This window comes from Rhizobium sullae (assembly GCF_025200715.1).
GTDB lineage: Bacteria > Pseudomonadota > Alphaproteobacteria > Rhizobiales > Rhizobiaceae > Rhizobium > Rhizobium sullae.
On the sequence record NZ_CP104143.1, the window covers coordinates 335,881 to 349,887 of the forward strand.

A 14,007-nucleotide genomic window follows, 5' to 3' on the forward strand; every position below is an offset into this window, starting at 1 on the left:
CCGCCAGTATTTTCAGCTGCTTATCCGTTATGTGCTGATTTCGCCGGATATATGAAACGGCGGATAGATGCAAATCCGGAGAGCCGCGTCCGGGGCGATGCACACTTTATAATGCGGTGCAGCATGGTATATAGCAAATAATAGGGGAGGAGATTGAATGAGTGATACAGTGCCGCTTTGGGTACCTTCGAGAGAGTCGATTGAAGCAAGCCCGATGCATGCCTTCATGCAGCGCTGCAACGCCGAGTTTGGTCTGAAGCTCGAAACCTATCCGGACCTTCACGCTTGGTCGATCGCTGAGCGCGAAAAGTTCTGGACCTCGGTTTGGGCATTCTGTGGCGTGAAGGGGGAGCAAGGCGCACGAGCGCTCGCCGATGGCGATCTCATGCTCAAGGCTCGCTTCTTTCCTGATGCGAAACTGAATTTCGCCGAGAACCTGCTATCGAGCGAAGGGCCGGCTGACGCAATCGTCTTCCGCGGCGAGGACAAAGTCGAATATCGCTGGTCGTGGGACCGGCTCCACGCGCTCGTATCACGGCTGCAGCAGGCCTATCGCGCGCTTGGTATCGGCGAGGGGGATCGCATCGCCGCGATGATGCCGAACATGCCGGAAACGGTCGCCTGCATGCTGGCTGCCGCTTCGATTGGCGCCATCTGGTCGTCCTGTTCACCGGATTTTGGCGAACAGGGTGTCCTCGACCGCTTCGGTCAAATCGGCCCCAAGCTATTCATTGCCTGCGACGCCTATTGGTATGGTGGCAAGCTGCAGGACGTTAAGGCGAAGGTTGCTGCGGTCGCAAAGAGCCTCGGCGCTCCGGCGGTGGTTGTCCGCTATGCCGGCGATGCCGCAGCGGTTGCGGGCGAAACGCCCAAATCAAAGACGCTGGAAGAATTCATTAGGCCGTACCAGCCCAAAGCCGTCGAGTTCGTGCGGCTTCCTTTTGAGCATCCGCTTTATATTCTCTTCTCCTCCGGCACCACCGGCGTGCCAAAATGCATCGTTCATTCCGCCGGCGGCACGCTGCTGCAGCATCTGAAGGAGCATGTGCTGCATTGCGGTTTGAAGCGGGGCGAAAAGCTCTTCTATTTCACCACATGCGGCTGGATGATGTGGAATTGGCTGATGAGCGGCCTTGCCACCGGCGTCACGCTCTGCCTGTTCGACGGCTCGCCCTTCGCGCCGGACGGCAATGTGTTGTTCGATTATGCGCAGGCTGAAAAATTCGCGGTCTTCGGCACGTCCGCAAAATATATCGATGCGGTGCGCAAGGGCGGGCTGACGCCGCGGACCACCCACGATCTTTCGAGCCTGCGTCTGATGACATCCACGGGATCGCCCCTTTCGCCCGAAGGCTTCACCTTCGTCTACGAGGGCATCAAAGAAGACATCCAGCTGGCCTCGATCTCGGGCGGCACGGATATCGTCTCCTGCTTCGTGCTCGGCAATCCGCTGCAGCCTGTCTGGCGCGGCGAAATTCAGGGAGCGGGCCTCGGCCTTGCCGTCGACGTATGGGACGATGAAGGCAAGCCCGTCCGCCAACAGAAGGGTGAACTGGTCTGCACTAAGGCCTTCCCGTCGATGCCGGCCGGCTTCTGGAACGATCCGGACGGCGCGAAATACAAGGCGGCCTATTTCGAGCGCTTCGACAATGTCTGGTGTCATGGCGATTTTGCCGAATGGACCGAGCATGGGGGTCTCGTCATTCATGGCCGCTCCGACGCGACGCTGAACCCCGGCGGTGTGCGAATCGGCACCGCCGAGATCTACAATCAGGTCGAGCAAATGGAGGAAGTGGCCGAAGCGCTCTGCATCGGCCAGGATTGGGAGGACGATGTGCGCGTGGTGCTTTTCGTTCGCCTCGCGCCGGGTGCAGCCTTGACGGACGAACTCGTCAAAGCCATCAAGAGCCGCATCCGCACCGGCACCTCGCCGCGCCATGTGCCGGCGAAGATCATCGCGGTCCCTGATATTCCGCGCACGAAATCCGGCAAGATCGTCGAGCTGGCGGTGCGCGAGGTCGTGCATGGCCGGCCGGTGAAGAACAAGGAGGCGCTCGCCAATCCCGAGGCGCTCGACCTGTTCGTCGGGCTCGAGGAATTGCGCTTCTGACTTCAATCAAATGCAGTGGAAACTACAAGCTTTCACCGTTCATAGCTTCATCGGCCAGGAAACCTTTTATTAAGAAAGGTTTGTCAAAGGTAAAGGTAACTTAGGGCTGCAAATGAACAACGCGGCTTGGGGGCCACCGGGCTCCCCGAAACATGATGTTGATCGACTAAGATCTTGTTGAACAGCACCAAACTCCAGGCAGCCTTTCTCGGCTGCCTTTTTTGATTCAGCCTGCCAGCACGCGCTGCGACGGGAAGGTGACCTCCACAAGCGTGCCCTCGTTCGGCGCCGAATTGATCGAGAAGATCGCCCGGTTTGCATCCACCATCGCTTTGGTCAGCGGTAGGCCGAGACCCGTGCCGTCGCCGCGGTGGCGCGACTGCGTGGAAACCTGCCGGAACGGCTTCATCGCCTGGTCGAGTTCGCTGCGCGTCATGCCGATGCCGGTATCGCGCACGCGCAGCACGACGCTGCCACTGGCTTCATACGACGTCGATACGACGATCTGGCCGCCCGACGGGGTGAAGCGGATGGCGTTGGAAAGGATGTTGAGGGCGATCTGCTTGATCGAACGGAGATCGGCAACGACATTCGGAACCGACTGCGACAGCGCCGTTCGGATGATGACGCGCTGGCCGTTCGCCTGCGGCTGGACCAGCGCCACGGCTTCCGAAATCGCCTCGTTGAGGCCGACGGATGCGAAATCGAGATCCATCTCGCCCGCTTCGATCTTCGAGATATCGAGCAGGTCGTTGACGATATCGAGCACATGGCGACCGGAGCGGCCGATGTCGTTTGCATATTCGATGTAGCGCGGATGGCCGATCGGCCCGAAGCGCTCGCTCGCCATCATGTCCGAGAAGCCGATGATGGCGTTGAGCGGCGTGCGGATTTCGTGGCTGATACGCGCCAGGAAATCCGTCTTGTGGGCGTTCGCCGTTTCAGCGGCGCCCTTGGCATTGCGAAGCTCGTCCTCGGTGCGCTTCCACTGCGTTATATCGCGGATGACGGCGCAATAACCGCTGGAGGAGGTCAGCCGGCCCATAGTCATGAACAGCGGCACGAAGCCGCCGGATGACTCACGCCCGATCACTTCGCGCCCGTCGTTCAGAACGCTGGCGACGCCATGGCCGGAAAGGCCGTTCAGATAGTCGAGCACCGCCTTCTGGCTCTCATGCGCGAAGAGCATTACGAAGGGCTTGCCGCGTGTTTCTTCCTCATCGTAGTTGAAAAGCGCGCTCGCCGAGCGGTTCATCGAACGGATGTCGCCCTCGGCGCCGATGACGACCACGCCGTCCGTCGCCGTCTCCAGGATGGAGCGAAGCTCTTCCACCTCGATCTGCAGTTTGGCAACCTTCTCGACCATGCGGTCGGAGCGGCTGTCCAGGCGTGCCTCTTCGTTCTGGGCCGGCGCCACGTCGCTGCCTTCGACCGGCATCAGCGCAAGCATGAGTGCGCTGGATTCTTCCCAGCGGATCGATTGAAGGCGGGCGGTGACCGGCATAAGTGTGTCGTCGGCCCTAACGAGCATCATTGCGCCCGGGCGTCCGGCTTTTTCGTCCAGGTCGCGGCGCTGCAGCAGCGCGTCGATCCCGCCGACATCGCTGAGATCCTCAAGGGACGCATAGCCGGTCAGGCGCATGAATTCGGGATTGGCATGGATCAGCGCATCGCCAGCATGGACCAGCACGGCAACCGGCAACTGGTCGACGGTGTCGGCCGATAGCCCGTCCGTCATCTTCACCCGCGGCGGAATGGCGCTGTGCAGCACTTCGATCGGGCTGAAGGTTTCGTGTAGGCCTTCGGTGGCATCGTCCTCGTCCAGCTCGGACGGCTGAGTCGCCTCATCACCTTCGTCAGCAGATTCCGCCGTATCGGCCGGTTCTTCGGCGGCAATCGCACTCTCGAAGACTGGCTCGTCCGGTTCGCCTTCGGTAGGCTCCACCGGTCCAGCAGCAGCCGCGCCCTCTGCGGGTGCGGGCTCCTCGTCGCGAACGCCGAAAGCTTCCAGCCGCTTGGCGATCTCGCGGAAGTTTGCCTGCTCTGCCGCGCTCAGCGTCGGACCCGCGCCATGGAGTTGAATGATCTTGTCCGTCAGCCGCCGGCTCGGCGTTTCCACGACACGCAGGGCTGGCCGCTCTTCGCGAGGCTCGGCTTCGGAGGCTGCCTCGGGCTCAAGTGCGGCGGCCGGCGCTTCCGGCTGAGGCTGCACGTCAGATGCTTCTGGAGCAGCCTCTTCCGCAGATTTTTCCGGCGGCTGGTGGCTGGTCGGGTCGCGGCCGGCGGCATCCGGGCCGAGGGTCAGGCCGAGCGCCAACGGATCCTCGGTCGTGTCGGACAGCCGGACAACACCGAAGCCGCGGAAACCGTCGAATTCCCGGTTGCGCGTATAGGTAGGCAGCGCGGCGAGATCGACCGGAACAATCAGGCTCGTTCCCTCGATCGGCCAATGGATTGTCTTGCCGGACCATGTGTCCCGGCGTTCGAGCGCGTCGGCGATCTTCCCTTCGGGATCGAGATTGAAGAGCGCCGAAATGTCAGAGAAGGCCGCGCCGATAATATTGGCAGCGTGCGGACCGACGGCATCTGCGAATTCGCCCGACACTTCGCTGAAGTGGCCGTCAGCATCGATCTTCCAGACAAAGCGCGTCGCCCGGCTGTTCGGCTTGAACTTAAAGCCCTCGGATACAGGCTTGCCCTCAGCCCTGTCTTCGCCGCCGGGCTCGGTTCCATGCCCTGGATTGTTTTTGGCAGGCTCGGCCTCGATCAGCGCTGAGGCGGGTTCCGTCCCGGTCTCCAGCTCCGCCGTATCGCCTGCGACGGGCTCCGCCTCATCGACAGGAGGTCTTTCCGGCTCGGATAGGATAGGCTCCTGCTGCTCCTCATGGTCGGTGACTGGCTCATCCGCCGCTTCCGTTGCACTCTCGGCTTCCTCGCCGTCGACACTCTCCAGCGCCTCTTCCACATCCACGATGTCCGCAACAGCATCGAGCGCGTCGGCGAATTTCGCGCCCTTCGGCTCATCGATATGGTTAACGGCGGCTGTGGATAACGGTTCTTCCGGCGCTGCCGCGTCGATCGGGTCAAGATGGCCGAGCACGGTTTCGACGGCGAAGAGAAGATTCAGCGCCGGTTCGTCGCTGAGCTTACCGACGGCAGCGGGCAGGTAACCCTTGCCGGTGGCGACCGGCCGCTTGACGAGCCGGTCGGGATGGGTGCCCGCCAGACCAGTCAGCGCCTTCGCCGTCTGTTGGGTGATGCCGAGCGACGCAAAGCCGGGCGAGGAGGCAATGACTTCGCCTTCCGCGCCGATCACGGCCATGTGCGTATCGGGATCGTCGAGCCCCTCAAGCATTCGCGCTGCGGACTCCGCGGCGGAAAGCGGCTTTGAGGAAACGGGGACCGAGAACAGAATGGCGCGCTCGCCGGAGGAGAGCCCAATCAGTTCGGCTGTTGCCTGCGCCGGCGCCCGCTGGAAGCCTTTGGCAATCCGGATCATCAGGTTCCTGCTGTCGCCGACCGCGGCGAGTTGGCGGGCCGTGGTCTCGATCTGACGGAAGGTGATGTCGGCGCGGTTCACGCCCTGATCGAGAAGATCATAGACCGCCGTCTGGCCGAAGAGTTCCGCGCCGGCGCCGTTGGCCCAGAGCAAACGGGAAAGGTCGGCCGAGAAAAGCAATAACGCTTCGCCGCGCGAAAAGCGTTCCCGCACCCGCTGATGCACGGCGATGTCGATGAACGGGTACTGGACTGCGGGCATGTCGGAACCTTGTCCCTTTCGGCCTCTTCAAGTTAACAGTCTATTAATAACGATGAGCCGGAAACGGGTCCAGCTTGGGGGTCGGATTTCGGGCGGAAAGGTTAATTCGTTGTGCGGCGCACAAATTATGTTGCAATGCACAATAAACTTGCCTATATAAGATACATCCAAACTACGCAGGCGTTATCCGCCTGAACCCAAGGAGCTTAATTCGATGGCTAACATAAAGATCGACGACGTTTTTTCAATGTCCTCTTTCGACCCGTCCAAGTTCGCTGAATCCTTCCGTGACTTCACTGAAAAAGGCGCCCAGCAGTCGCGTGAAGCCTATGCAAAGATGAAGGCCGCTGGCGAAGATGCCGGAAAGACCCTCGAAGCCACGGTTCAGACCGCGCAGGCCGGCACTGTCGAAATCGGCCTGAAGGCGATTGACGCGCTCCGCATAAACGCTGAAAATTCGCTGTCGCACATGGAAGCGCTGCTCGGCGTGAAGTCGATTGCAGAGCTCGTCGAACTTCAGACCGCTTTCCTGCGCAAGCAGGCGGAACTGACCGTTGAGCAGGCGAAGTCGATGCAGGAAACCTCCAAGCAGGTCGCTGAAAAGCTCGCAAAGCCCACCAAGGAAGCTGCCGAAAAGGTCATGGCCTCCTTCAAGGTTGCCTGATCCGCGACCGGTGCGACAAAACAAAGGCTGGACCGCATGTCCGGCCTTTTTGTACATTGAGGGGAGATAGGGCTTGAATTAATTTCCAAGTCCTCGTATGTGACCCCCGTCGCGCCGGGCGCGATTTGTGCGGTTGTAGCTCAGTTGGTTAGAGCGCAGGTTTGTGGCACCTGAGGTCGGTGGTTCGAGACCACCCAACCGTACCATTCCTCTCAAAACGAATTCAGCATATCGAGCCATTCGGCTTATCGTTTGCTGACCATTGCCCTCCGGCATGTGCCGCCTATCTACTCCCGGCAACGCAGGTAAACTTTGTGTTATATTGCGTTGCAAAATGTGAGCGGGAGTGTCATTTTGCGCCGGGGGTTACATCAAGAGTGCTTTTAGAAGGAGACTTTAATGTCCATTTCTCTCAAGAATCTGGATGGATCCAAAGCAACGGTGGTTTCAGCGATCAACGTTGCCGCCGAGGTCAGGAAAGCGCGCGAAGCCGTAGGCTACAGCGTCGATGACCTAGCGGTCACCTGTGGCCTCGTCACCAATGAAATCATCGAAATCGAAAATGGGGAAAATGCCGATCCCGCAAAGCTGCGGCGCATTGCTGCCGCCCTGCAGGTTCCGCCGTCCGACTTCGTTCCTATGTAAAATGACAATGTGAACGAACTAAAAAGCCGGTCAGATTTTGACCGGCTTTTTTCGTGTGGCTTTGCGCCATGCCATCCGAAATGATGGAACCTGCCCATCCCTCCGGCCGTTCTACAGACTGACGGGAGAATGAGGATGCCGAAAACCTTTCTTTACGGTGCGACCAAGGTCGAGGAGACGAGCGGCGCCCAGGCGGTCGCTAGCCTCGAACAGTTTCGGTGGAAGAGCCGGGTTCTGGTCATTTTCGCCGACAAGGACAACAGCCGCGCCGCCCGTCAGGAAAACCAGCTGCTTGCCGATCGCACCGGCCTGGAGGAGCGCGATATGGTCGTTCTCAAGATTTCCGGCAGCACGGTCAAGCCGATCTTCGGCGGAGGCGGCAATCTGAACGAGAAGGCGCTTCGAAAGGAGCTCCATGCTCCCGAGGCCGGCGAATTCGGAGCTGTCTTGGTTGGCAAGGATGGAACGGTGAAACTCAAGGTGAGCGAGCCGGTGAGCAACGGCGAACTTCTTGCCATCATCGACAGCATGCCGATGCGTGCGGCCGAATCCCTGAAACCCGACAAATAAGCAAATAGAAGACGGAAGGAGCAGGATGTCCGTTCCCAACGAACCCATTCCCGATCAGCCGCCGATGCCCGGACCTGGCTGGAAACCGGAGCCGCCCGTCAAGGAGCCCGATCCCGATCGCCTGCCGGACGAGACGCCCAATCCCAATCCGGACGAAAACGAAGAGCCTCCAAAGCAGGCCGGCGGTCAAAGGAATATCTGCCGTTCTGCGCCGACCAGTTCCTGAAGAAAGTCGGCGACAGTGCGCACGCGCACCAGATCGCGGGCGCTCTCGTGGTAGGTCGTCCAGTAGGCGCGCCGGATCGAGACGTCGGGCAGGATACGAACCAGTTCGTCATACTGCCGGGCGATGTAGTCGTGCAGGATGCCGACACCAGCCCCGGAGCGCACTGCCTCCGTCTGGCCGGTCGCCGAGGAGATCTCAAAGCCAGCGCTCCAGTTGCGCATGACCTCGCCGGTGAAATTCAGAGATTGAGAAAAGAGCAGGTCCTCCACATAACCGATGCGGCGATGCTGCTTGAGCGCCTCGTTGTTGTCGGGCAAGCCGTTGAGTTCGGCGTAGCGGCGCGAGGCATAGAGCCCCAGCGTATAGTCGGTCAGCTTCGAGGATACGAGGCGACCCTGTTCGGGCCGTTCCAGCGTGATGGCGATGTCCGCCTCGCGTTGCGATAGTGAGAAAGAGCGCGGCACTGGCACCAACTGGATTTTCAGCTCCGGATGACGCTCGATCAGCCGTCCGATACGCGGGGCCAAAAAGGAAACGCCGAAGCCGTCGGGCGCCCCGACGCGGACCGTGCCGGCGATAGCCGTGTCGGTGCGACCGAGGTTAGCCTGCGCGGCGAGCATTTCCGTCTCCATCCGCTCAGCCGAAGCGAGGAACACTTCGCCTTCGGCAGTCAGCTCGCAGCCATTGGTGCGGCGGGTGAAGAGCCGAGACTTCAGTGCCCCCTCGAGCGACGTCACGCGCCGCGAGAGGGTGGCGTGGTTGAGCCCCAGCCGCTTGGAGGCGGCAAGGATCTGCCCCGTTCTGGCTACGGCGAGGAAGATGCGGACGTCGTCCCAGTTCATGTCCTTAAGTCCTTGCTGCCCGAGTCCCGAACCTACGTCGCCAAATGATCGCCGGTCTTACCGCGCAGAATGATGGGATCGACATCAATGAGTGACAGCGACGTGACCATGTGGGCGGTCGACGTCTTGTACCTGAGGAAATGCGGCGTCTGGAGATGCGCTTCGTAGTCCTCCTGGCTGGCATAGACTTCGAAGATGCAGATTTTTTCTGGACGATCCTTGATCGAGACCGCGTATAAGGTCAGCACGCCTTGTTCGGACGCGACCGCCGCCTCGATTTCTTCAGACAGGAGCGCACGATAGGCATCGAGCTGGGCGGGGTCTATCTCCAGTTCCGCCATTCTCACGACACGTTTGCCGCTCATCGATGGACGACCCTCCTCTTGAGTTCAGCCTCTTGCGCGCGGCTGTCCAGGGTTGCGCCTTGGAGAAGGCCTGCTGGAGGAGTGCTCGCACGTTAGGGCTTCGATTTTTGCACAACGGTTGCTTATCGCAATGCATTGATTTGTGCAAATTGAAGTGCGATTGTGGCGCTATCAAGGGAATTCAAGAGGAGGCACATCCATGTACGAGATCGGTCATTTCATTGGCGGCAAGCATGTTGCGGGCAAAAGCGGCCGCAGCAGCAACGTCTACAATCCGGCCACCGGCGAAGTTCAGGCATCCGTGGCGCTCGCAAGCGTCGAGGAAATCCGCGCCGCGGTCGAAAATGCCAAGGCGGCGCAGCCGAAGTGGGCCGCAACTAATCCGCAGCGTCGCGCCCGCGTTTTCTTCAAGTTCGTGGAACTCCTGAACAAGCATATGGACGAGCTTGCAGAACTGCTCTCCAAGGAGCATGGCAAGACCGTCGAAGACTCCAAGGGCGATATCGTCCGCGGTCTTGAAGTCTGTGAATTCGTCTGCGGCATTCCGCATCTGCTGAAGGGCGAATTCACCGAAGGCGCAGGCCCGGCGATCGACATGTACTCCATCCGCCAGGCCGTCGGCATCGGCGCCGGCATCACTCCGTTCAACTTCCCGGCCATGATCCCGATGTGGATGTTTGCCCCCGCAATTGCTTGCGGCAACGCCTTCATCCTCAAGCCCTCCGAACGTGATCCGTCCGTTCCGCTGCGTCTTGCCGAACTGATGATCGAAGCCGGACTTCCGGCAGGCATCCTGAACGTCGTCAACGGCGACAAGGCCGCCGTCGATGCGATCCTGATGGACCCGGATATCGGCGCCGTCACCTTCGTCGGTTCCACGCCGATCGCCCGTTATGTCTATGGTACGGCCGCCATGAACGGCAAGCGTGCCCAGTGCTTCGGCGGCGCCAAGAACCACATGATCATCATGCCGGATGCCGACATGGACCAAGCCGTCAACGCGTTGATGGGCGCAGGTTATGGTTCGGCGGGCGAGCGCTGCATGGCGATCTCGGTTGCCGTTCCGGTCGGCGAGGAAACCGCAAACCGCCTCGTCGAGAAGCTGACACCGAAGATCGAGTCGCTGCGCATCGGCCCCTACACCGATGAGAAGGCCGACATGGGGCCGCTTGTCACCAAGGAAGCCTATGCCCGCGTCAACAGCCTGATCGATCGCGGCGTCGAGCAGGGGGCGAAACTCGTCGTCGACGGCCGCGGCTTCAAGCTGCAGGGTTACGAAGACGGCTATTTCGTCGGCGGCTCGCTGTTCGACCACGTCACGCCGGACATGGACATCTACAAGACCGAAATCTTCGGACCTGTGCTTTCTGTCGTCCGCGCTCATAACTACGAAGAAGCCCTGTCGTTGCCGATGAAGCACGAGTATGGCAACGGCGTTGCGATCTATACCCGCGACGGCGATGCCGCCCGCGACTTCGCTTCGCGTATCAACATCGGCATGATCGGCATCAACGTCCCGATCCCGGTTCCGCTTGCCTACCACTCCTTCGGCGGCTGGAAGTCCTCGAGCTTCGGTGACCTCAACCAGCACGGCACGGACTCGATCAAGTTCTGGACCAAGACCAAGACCGTCACCGCCCGCTGGCCGTCAGGCATCAAGGACGGCGCCGAATTCGTCATGCCGACGATGAAGTAGGATCGAAAAGCAGATTGATACCGATTGGGGGCCACACGGCCCCCAATTTACGATGTTAAGTTGTTAAATTTGCAAACGCGTGCTTCTCGACTTGAGGAAGAATGGCGAGTTTTCGTCCAGACGCCCGATTGGCCCGAATGCCTTTGCGCTTCCGGACGGCAATATCGTCACGGACGAACTCGTGGAATTGGCAGGCGGCGACACTGAAATGACTGCTGCCGTTTTTGTCCATGAAATCGGCCATATCGAGCATAAGCCACAGCCTGTGCCAAACCTATCGCGCCGCCGGCGTCGCGGTCTGGTGATGCTGGTCCCTGGCGACGTCGGATCAGACCTTGACCCAACGGGGCGGATTGCTGGCGCTTTCCTACTCGCGATCCGCCGAAGGCGAAGCGGATCGCCGGTCCCTCGATCTCATGAGGAAGTCCGGCATGGACCCGGCCGCGATCGCGCTTTTTCGATACGATCGAGCCGAAGCTCGGTGACCACTCCAAACCAGAATGCTTTTCCACGCGTCCTGGTACGCCTGACAGGAAAGAAGCCATCCCGAAATAAGCAGGAGACGCCGACTGAAATCGGACGGCAGCGGCCAGCGGCACAAACGTGAATGCAAATTTCATATTTTGGAATTGTTCAAAACTAGGAAAGCCACTATATAGCTTCCATACGGGCATTGAGCCCACGCGATTCAGGAGAACGGCATGCGATTGACGAAGCAGACCAACTATGCGGTTCGCATGTTGATGTATTGCGCTGCCAATGAAGGGCGTCTGAGCCGGATTCCCGAAATTGCCAAGGCGTACGGGGTTTCTGAACTCTTCCTGTTCAAGATTCTCCAGCCGCTGAACAAGGCGGGCCTTGTCGAAACAGTTCGAGGCCGCAACGGTGGCGTGCGACTTGGCAAACCGGCTAAGGAGATCAGCCTTTTCGACGTCGTCAAAGTCACCGAAGACAGCTTTGCGATGGCCGAATGCTTTGAAGACAGCGCAGCCGAATGCCCGTTGGTCGACAGCTGCGGTCTGAACTCGGCGCTTCGCAAAGCGCTCAACGCCTTCTTCGACGTGCTGGCCGAATATTCGATCGACGATCTCGTGAGGGCGCGGCCGCAGATCAACTTCCTCCTCGGCCTGACCGGTGAGAATTACCGCAAGCCCGCAATTAGCGTTCCGGCTGCTTAACCTCCGGCACGTAATAGTCGAATATACGCAAGAACCGCAGTTGCAACATGCAACTGCGGTTCTTGCGTTTTCGGCCTGCCGAATTGAATGCGGAGAGGCTTTTTGCGTATCCAAAAAGCGCGAAATTATACCAAAAGCGACAAAAGTTCAGCCTCATTCGCCCGATTATTTCCAAATGAGGCCGATTTTTGACGGAAAATTTCTAAAGTTGTCCAACTGGAAAAATTTTCTGCGGATACCGTTGCTTTCAGCAAATAAATATCGTTCCATCGGCCCGCTGATCGGGAATATTTGTGCTCGATCTCCAAAGATCAAAAAAGAACAAACCTGGGAAACAAAATTATGAAAAAGCTCTCCGTCCTGCTGGCAGCGACGGCCCTGGCTTCGGTCATGGCGACGTCGGCCTGGTCAAAAACCCTTGTCTATTGCTCTGAAGGTTCGCCGGAAGGCTTCGATCCGGGCCTCTACACCGCAGGCACGACCTTCGATGCGACCTCGCGCACGGTCTACAACCGCCTCGTCGAATTCAAGCACGGCAGCACCGAGATCGAGCCGGGTCTCGCCGAAAGCTGGACCGTTTCCGATGATGGTACGGTTTACACCTTCAAGCTGCGGCCGGGCGTCAAGTTCCAGACCACTGAATTCTTCACGCCGACGCGCGATCTCAACGCCGACGACGTCATCTTCTCCTTCGAGCGTCAGCTAAAGGCCGACAATCCGTGGAACAAGTATGTCGAGGGCGGTTCTTATGAATACGCCGCCGGCATGGGCTTCCCGGAGCTCATCAAGTCCATCGAGAAGGTCGATGACCTGACGGTCAAGTTCACGCTGACGCACTCTGAAGCACCCTTCATGGCCGATCTTGCCATGGACTTTGCGTCGATCCTGTCGAAGGAATATGCCGACAAGCTCGCAGCCGACGGCAAGATGAACCAGATGAACCAGATGCCACTCGGCACCGGTCCGTTCACCTTCGTCGCCTACCAGCCGGATGCCGTCATCCGCTACAAGGCCAACGAGAGCTACTTCAAGGGCAAGGAAAAGATTGATGATCTCGTCTTTGCGATCACCTCCGACGCTGCCGTCCGCGCGCAGAAGCTGAAGGCCGGCGAATGCCACATCATGCCGTACCCGAATGCTGCAGATGTCGCCGAACTGAAAAAGGACGAGAACCTGACCGTGCTTGAAGAGGCCGGCCTCAACGTTTCCTACGTTGCCTACAACACGCTGGTCCCACCGTTCGACAAGGTTGAAGTCCGCAAGGCTCTCAACATGGCGATCAACAAACAGGCGATCATCGATGCCGTCTTCCAGGGCGCTGCAGCGGTTGCCAAGAACCCGATCCCGCCGACGATGTGGTCGTACAACGATGCCGTCGAAGACGACAAGTATGATCCGGATGCGGCAAAGAAGATGCTTGCCGATGCCGGCGTCAAGGATCTCAAGATGAAGCTCTGGGCGATGCCCGTCTCGCGTCCGTACATGTTGAACGCCCGCCGCGCGGCTGAACTGATGCAGGCTGACCTTGCGAAAATCGGCGTCGACGTCGAGATCGTCACCCATGAATGGGCCGAATATCTGAAGCTCTCGTCTGCCAAGGACCGTGACGGTGCCGTCATCCTCGGCTGGACCGGCGACAACGGCGATCCGGACAACTTCATGCACACCCTGCTTGGTTGCGATGCTGTCGGCGGTAACAACCGTGCGCAGTGGTGCAACAAGGAATTCGACGATCTGATGATCAAGGCCAAGACGACGGCCGACGTTGCAGAGCGCACCAAGTTCTACGAACAGGCCCAGCTGATCTTCAAGAAGGAAGCTCCCTGGGCAACGCTCGATCACTCGCTCGTCTTCATCCCCGTCAGCAAGAAGGTTTCCGGCTTCGTGCAGGATCCGCTCGGCTACCACCGCTTCGACGGCGTCGACATTTCCGAATAACAAGAACTATGCA

12 protein-coding genes, 1 tRNA gene and 1 pseudogene are annotated in these 14,007 nt (G+C 59.5%); 11 read left to right on the top strand and 3 right to left on the bottom strand.

The genetic code is table 11. The annotated features are described in order from the left end of the window. The first annotated feature begins 157 nt into the window (after positions 1-157). Positions 158-2,110 (top strand): acetoacetate--CoA ligase, encoded by a 1,953-nt coding sequence (locus tag N2599_RS01660; protein WP_027509935.1) that lies wholly within the window; start codon positions 158-160, stop codon positions 2,108-2,110. A 226-nt stretch (positions 2,111-2,336) separates the two neighbouring features. On the opposite strand, the gene N2599_RS01665 is transcribed toward N2599_RS01660, so the two are convergent. Next, positions 2,337-5,870, bottom strand: a complete 3,534-nt coding sequence (locus N2599_RS01665) for a sensor histidine kinase (RefSeq protein WP_260307682.1) — start codon at positions 5,868-5,870, stop codon at positions 2,337-2,339. Positions 5,871-6,084: 214 nt separating this feature from the next. On the opposite strand from N2599_RS01665, the gene N2599_RS01670 reads away from it, so the two are divergent. The 5 genes from N2599_RS01670 to N2599_RS01690 all read left to right on the top strand — a co-directional run bounded on the left by N2599_RS01670 (position 6,085) and on the right by N2599_RS01690 (position 7,975). Further along, positions 6,085-6,534 carry a phasin gene (locus N2599_RS01670; protein ID WP_027509937.1) on the top strand — a complete coding sequence of 150 codons (450 nt, stop codon included), beginning with the start codon at positions 6,085-6,087 and terminating at the stop codon, positions 6,532-6,534. A gap of 129 nt (positions 6,535-6,663) precedes the next feature. Beyond that, positions 6,664-6,740 (top strand) — tRNA-His (locus N2599_RS01675). A gap of 193 nt (positions 6,741-6,933) precedes the next feature. Then, a complete protein-coding gene (locus N2599_RS01680) occupies positions 6,934-7,179 on the top strand; it encodes a helix-turn-helix domain-containing protein (RefSeq protein WP_027509938.1) in 246 nt (81 codons plus the stop codon). A 135-nt stretch (positions 7,180-7,314) separates the two neighbouring features. Continuing rightward, on the top strand, positions 7,315-7,749 hold the full coding sequence (locus N2599_RS01685) for a DUF4174 domain-containing protein (RefSeq protein WP_027509939.1): 435 nt from the start codon (positions 7,315-7,317) through the stop codon (positions 7,747-7,749). Between the two features lie 25 nt (positions 7,750-7,774). Then, the gene (locus tag N2599_RS01690) at positions 7,775-7,975 is read left to right on the top strand and encodes a hypothetical protein (RefSeq protein ID WP_027509940.1); all 201 of its coding nucleotides are present in this window, start codon (positions 7,775-7,777) and stop codon (positions 7,973-7,975) included. Here the strand turns inward: N2599_RS01690 and N2599_RS01695 are convergent. Then, the gene (locus N2599_RS01695) at positions 7,936-8,817 is read right to left on the bottom strand and encodes a LysR family transcriptional regulator (protein WP_027509941.1); all 882 of its coding nucleotides are present in this window, start codon (positions 8,815-8,817) and stop codon (positions 7,936-7,938) included. The two genes, N2599_RS01690 and N2599_RS01695, sit on opposite strands and share 40 nt — an antisense overlap. 32 nt (positions 8,818-8,849) lie before the next feature. Further along, complete coding sequence (locus N2599_RS01700) at positions 8,850-9,182, bottom strand: putative quinol monooxygenase (RefSeq protein WP_027509942.1); 333 nt, start codon at positions 9,180-9,182, stop codon at positions 8,850-8,852. 199 nt (positions 9,183-9,381) lie between these two features. On the opposite strand from N2599_RS01700, the gene N2599_RS01705 reads away from it, so the two are divergent. The 5 genes and pseudogenes from N2599_RS01705 to N2599_RS01725 all read left to right on the top strand — a co-directional run bounded on the left by N2599_RS01705 (position 9,382) and on the right by N2599_RS01725 (position 13,994). Further along, positions 9,382-10,878, top strand: a complete 1,497-nt coding sequence (locus N2599_RS01705; protein ID WP_027509943.1) for a CoA-acylating methylmalonate-semialdehyde dehydrogenase — start codon at positions 9,382-9,384, stop codon at positions 10,876-10,878. 127 nt (positions 10,879-11,005) lie between these two features. Beyond that, positions 11,006-11,433, top strand: a pseudogene (locus tag N2599_RS01710) (M48 family metallopeptidase); the annotation flags it as partial. Between the two features lie 146 nt (positions 11,434-11,579). Next, positions 11,580-12,056 (top strand): iron-responsive transcriptional regulator RirA, encoded by a 477-nt coding sequence (rirA, locus tag N2599_RS01715; protein ID WP_027509945.1) that lies wholly within the window; start codon positions 11,580-11,582, stop codon positions 12,054-12,056. Between the two features lie 40 nt (positions 12,057-12,096). Beyond that, positions 12,097-12,402, top strand: coding sequence for a hypothetical protein (locus N2599_RS01720; protein WP_143533950.1), 306 nt, complete (start codon positions 12,097-12,099; stop codon positions 12,400-12,402). Continuing rightward, complete coding sequence (locus N2599_RS01725) at positions 12,399-13,994, top strand: ABC transporter substrate-binding protein (protein WP_027509946.1); 1,596 nt, start codon at positions 12,399-12,401, stop codon at positions 13,992-13,994. Before N2599_RS01720 ends, N2599_RS01725 begins: the two co-directional genes overlap by 4 nt. Positions 13,995-14,007 lie beyond the last annotated feature (13 nt).

Bases quoted from the DNA above. Each gene is read 5' to 3' on its own strand.
- N2599_RS01685 (WP_027509939.1), top strand. From the start codon at position 7,315: ATGCCGAAAACCTTTCTTTACGGTGCGACCAAGGTCGAGGAGACGAGC.
- rirA (WP_027509945.1), top strand. From the start codon at position 11,580: ATGCGATTGACGAAGCAGACCAACTATGCGGTTCGCATGTTGATGTAT.
- N2599_RS01665 (WP_260307682.1), bottom strand. From the start codon at position 5,870: ATGCCCGCAGTCCAGTACCCGTTCATCGACATCGCCGTGCATCAGCGG.
- N2599_RS01695 (WP_027509941.1), bottom strand. From the start codon at position 8,817: ATGAACTGGGACGACGTCCGCATCTTCCTCGCCGTAGCCAGAACGGGG.
- N2599_RS01690 (WP_027509940.1), top strand. From the start codon at position 7,775: ATGTCCGTTCCCAACGAACCCATTCCCGATCAGCCGCCGATGCCCGGA.
- N2599_RS01660 (WP_027509935.1), top strand. From the start codon at position 158: ATGAGTGATACAGTGCCGCTTTGGGTACCTTCGAGAGAGTCGATTGAA.
- N2599_RS01700 (WP_027509942.1), bottom strand. From the start codon at position 9,182: ATGAGCGGCAAACGTGTCGTGAGAATGGCGGAACTGGAGATAGACCCC.
- N2599_RS01705 (WP_027509943.1), top strand. From the start codon at position 9,382: ATGTACGAGATCGGTCATTTCATTGGCGGCAAGCATGTTGCGGGCAAA.
- N2599_RS01680 (WP_027509938.1), top strand. From the start codon at position 6,934: ATGTCCATTTCTCTCAAGAATCTGGATGGATCCAAAGCAACGGTGGTT.
- N2599_RS01670 (WP_027509937.1), top strand. From the start codon at position 6,085: ATGGCTAACATAAAGATCGACGACGTTTTTTCAATGTCCTCTTTCGAC.
- N2599_RS01725 (WP_027509946.1), top strand. From the start codon at position 12,399: ATGAAAAAGCTCTCCGTCCTGCTGGCAGCGACGGCCCTGGCTTCGGTC.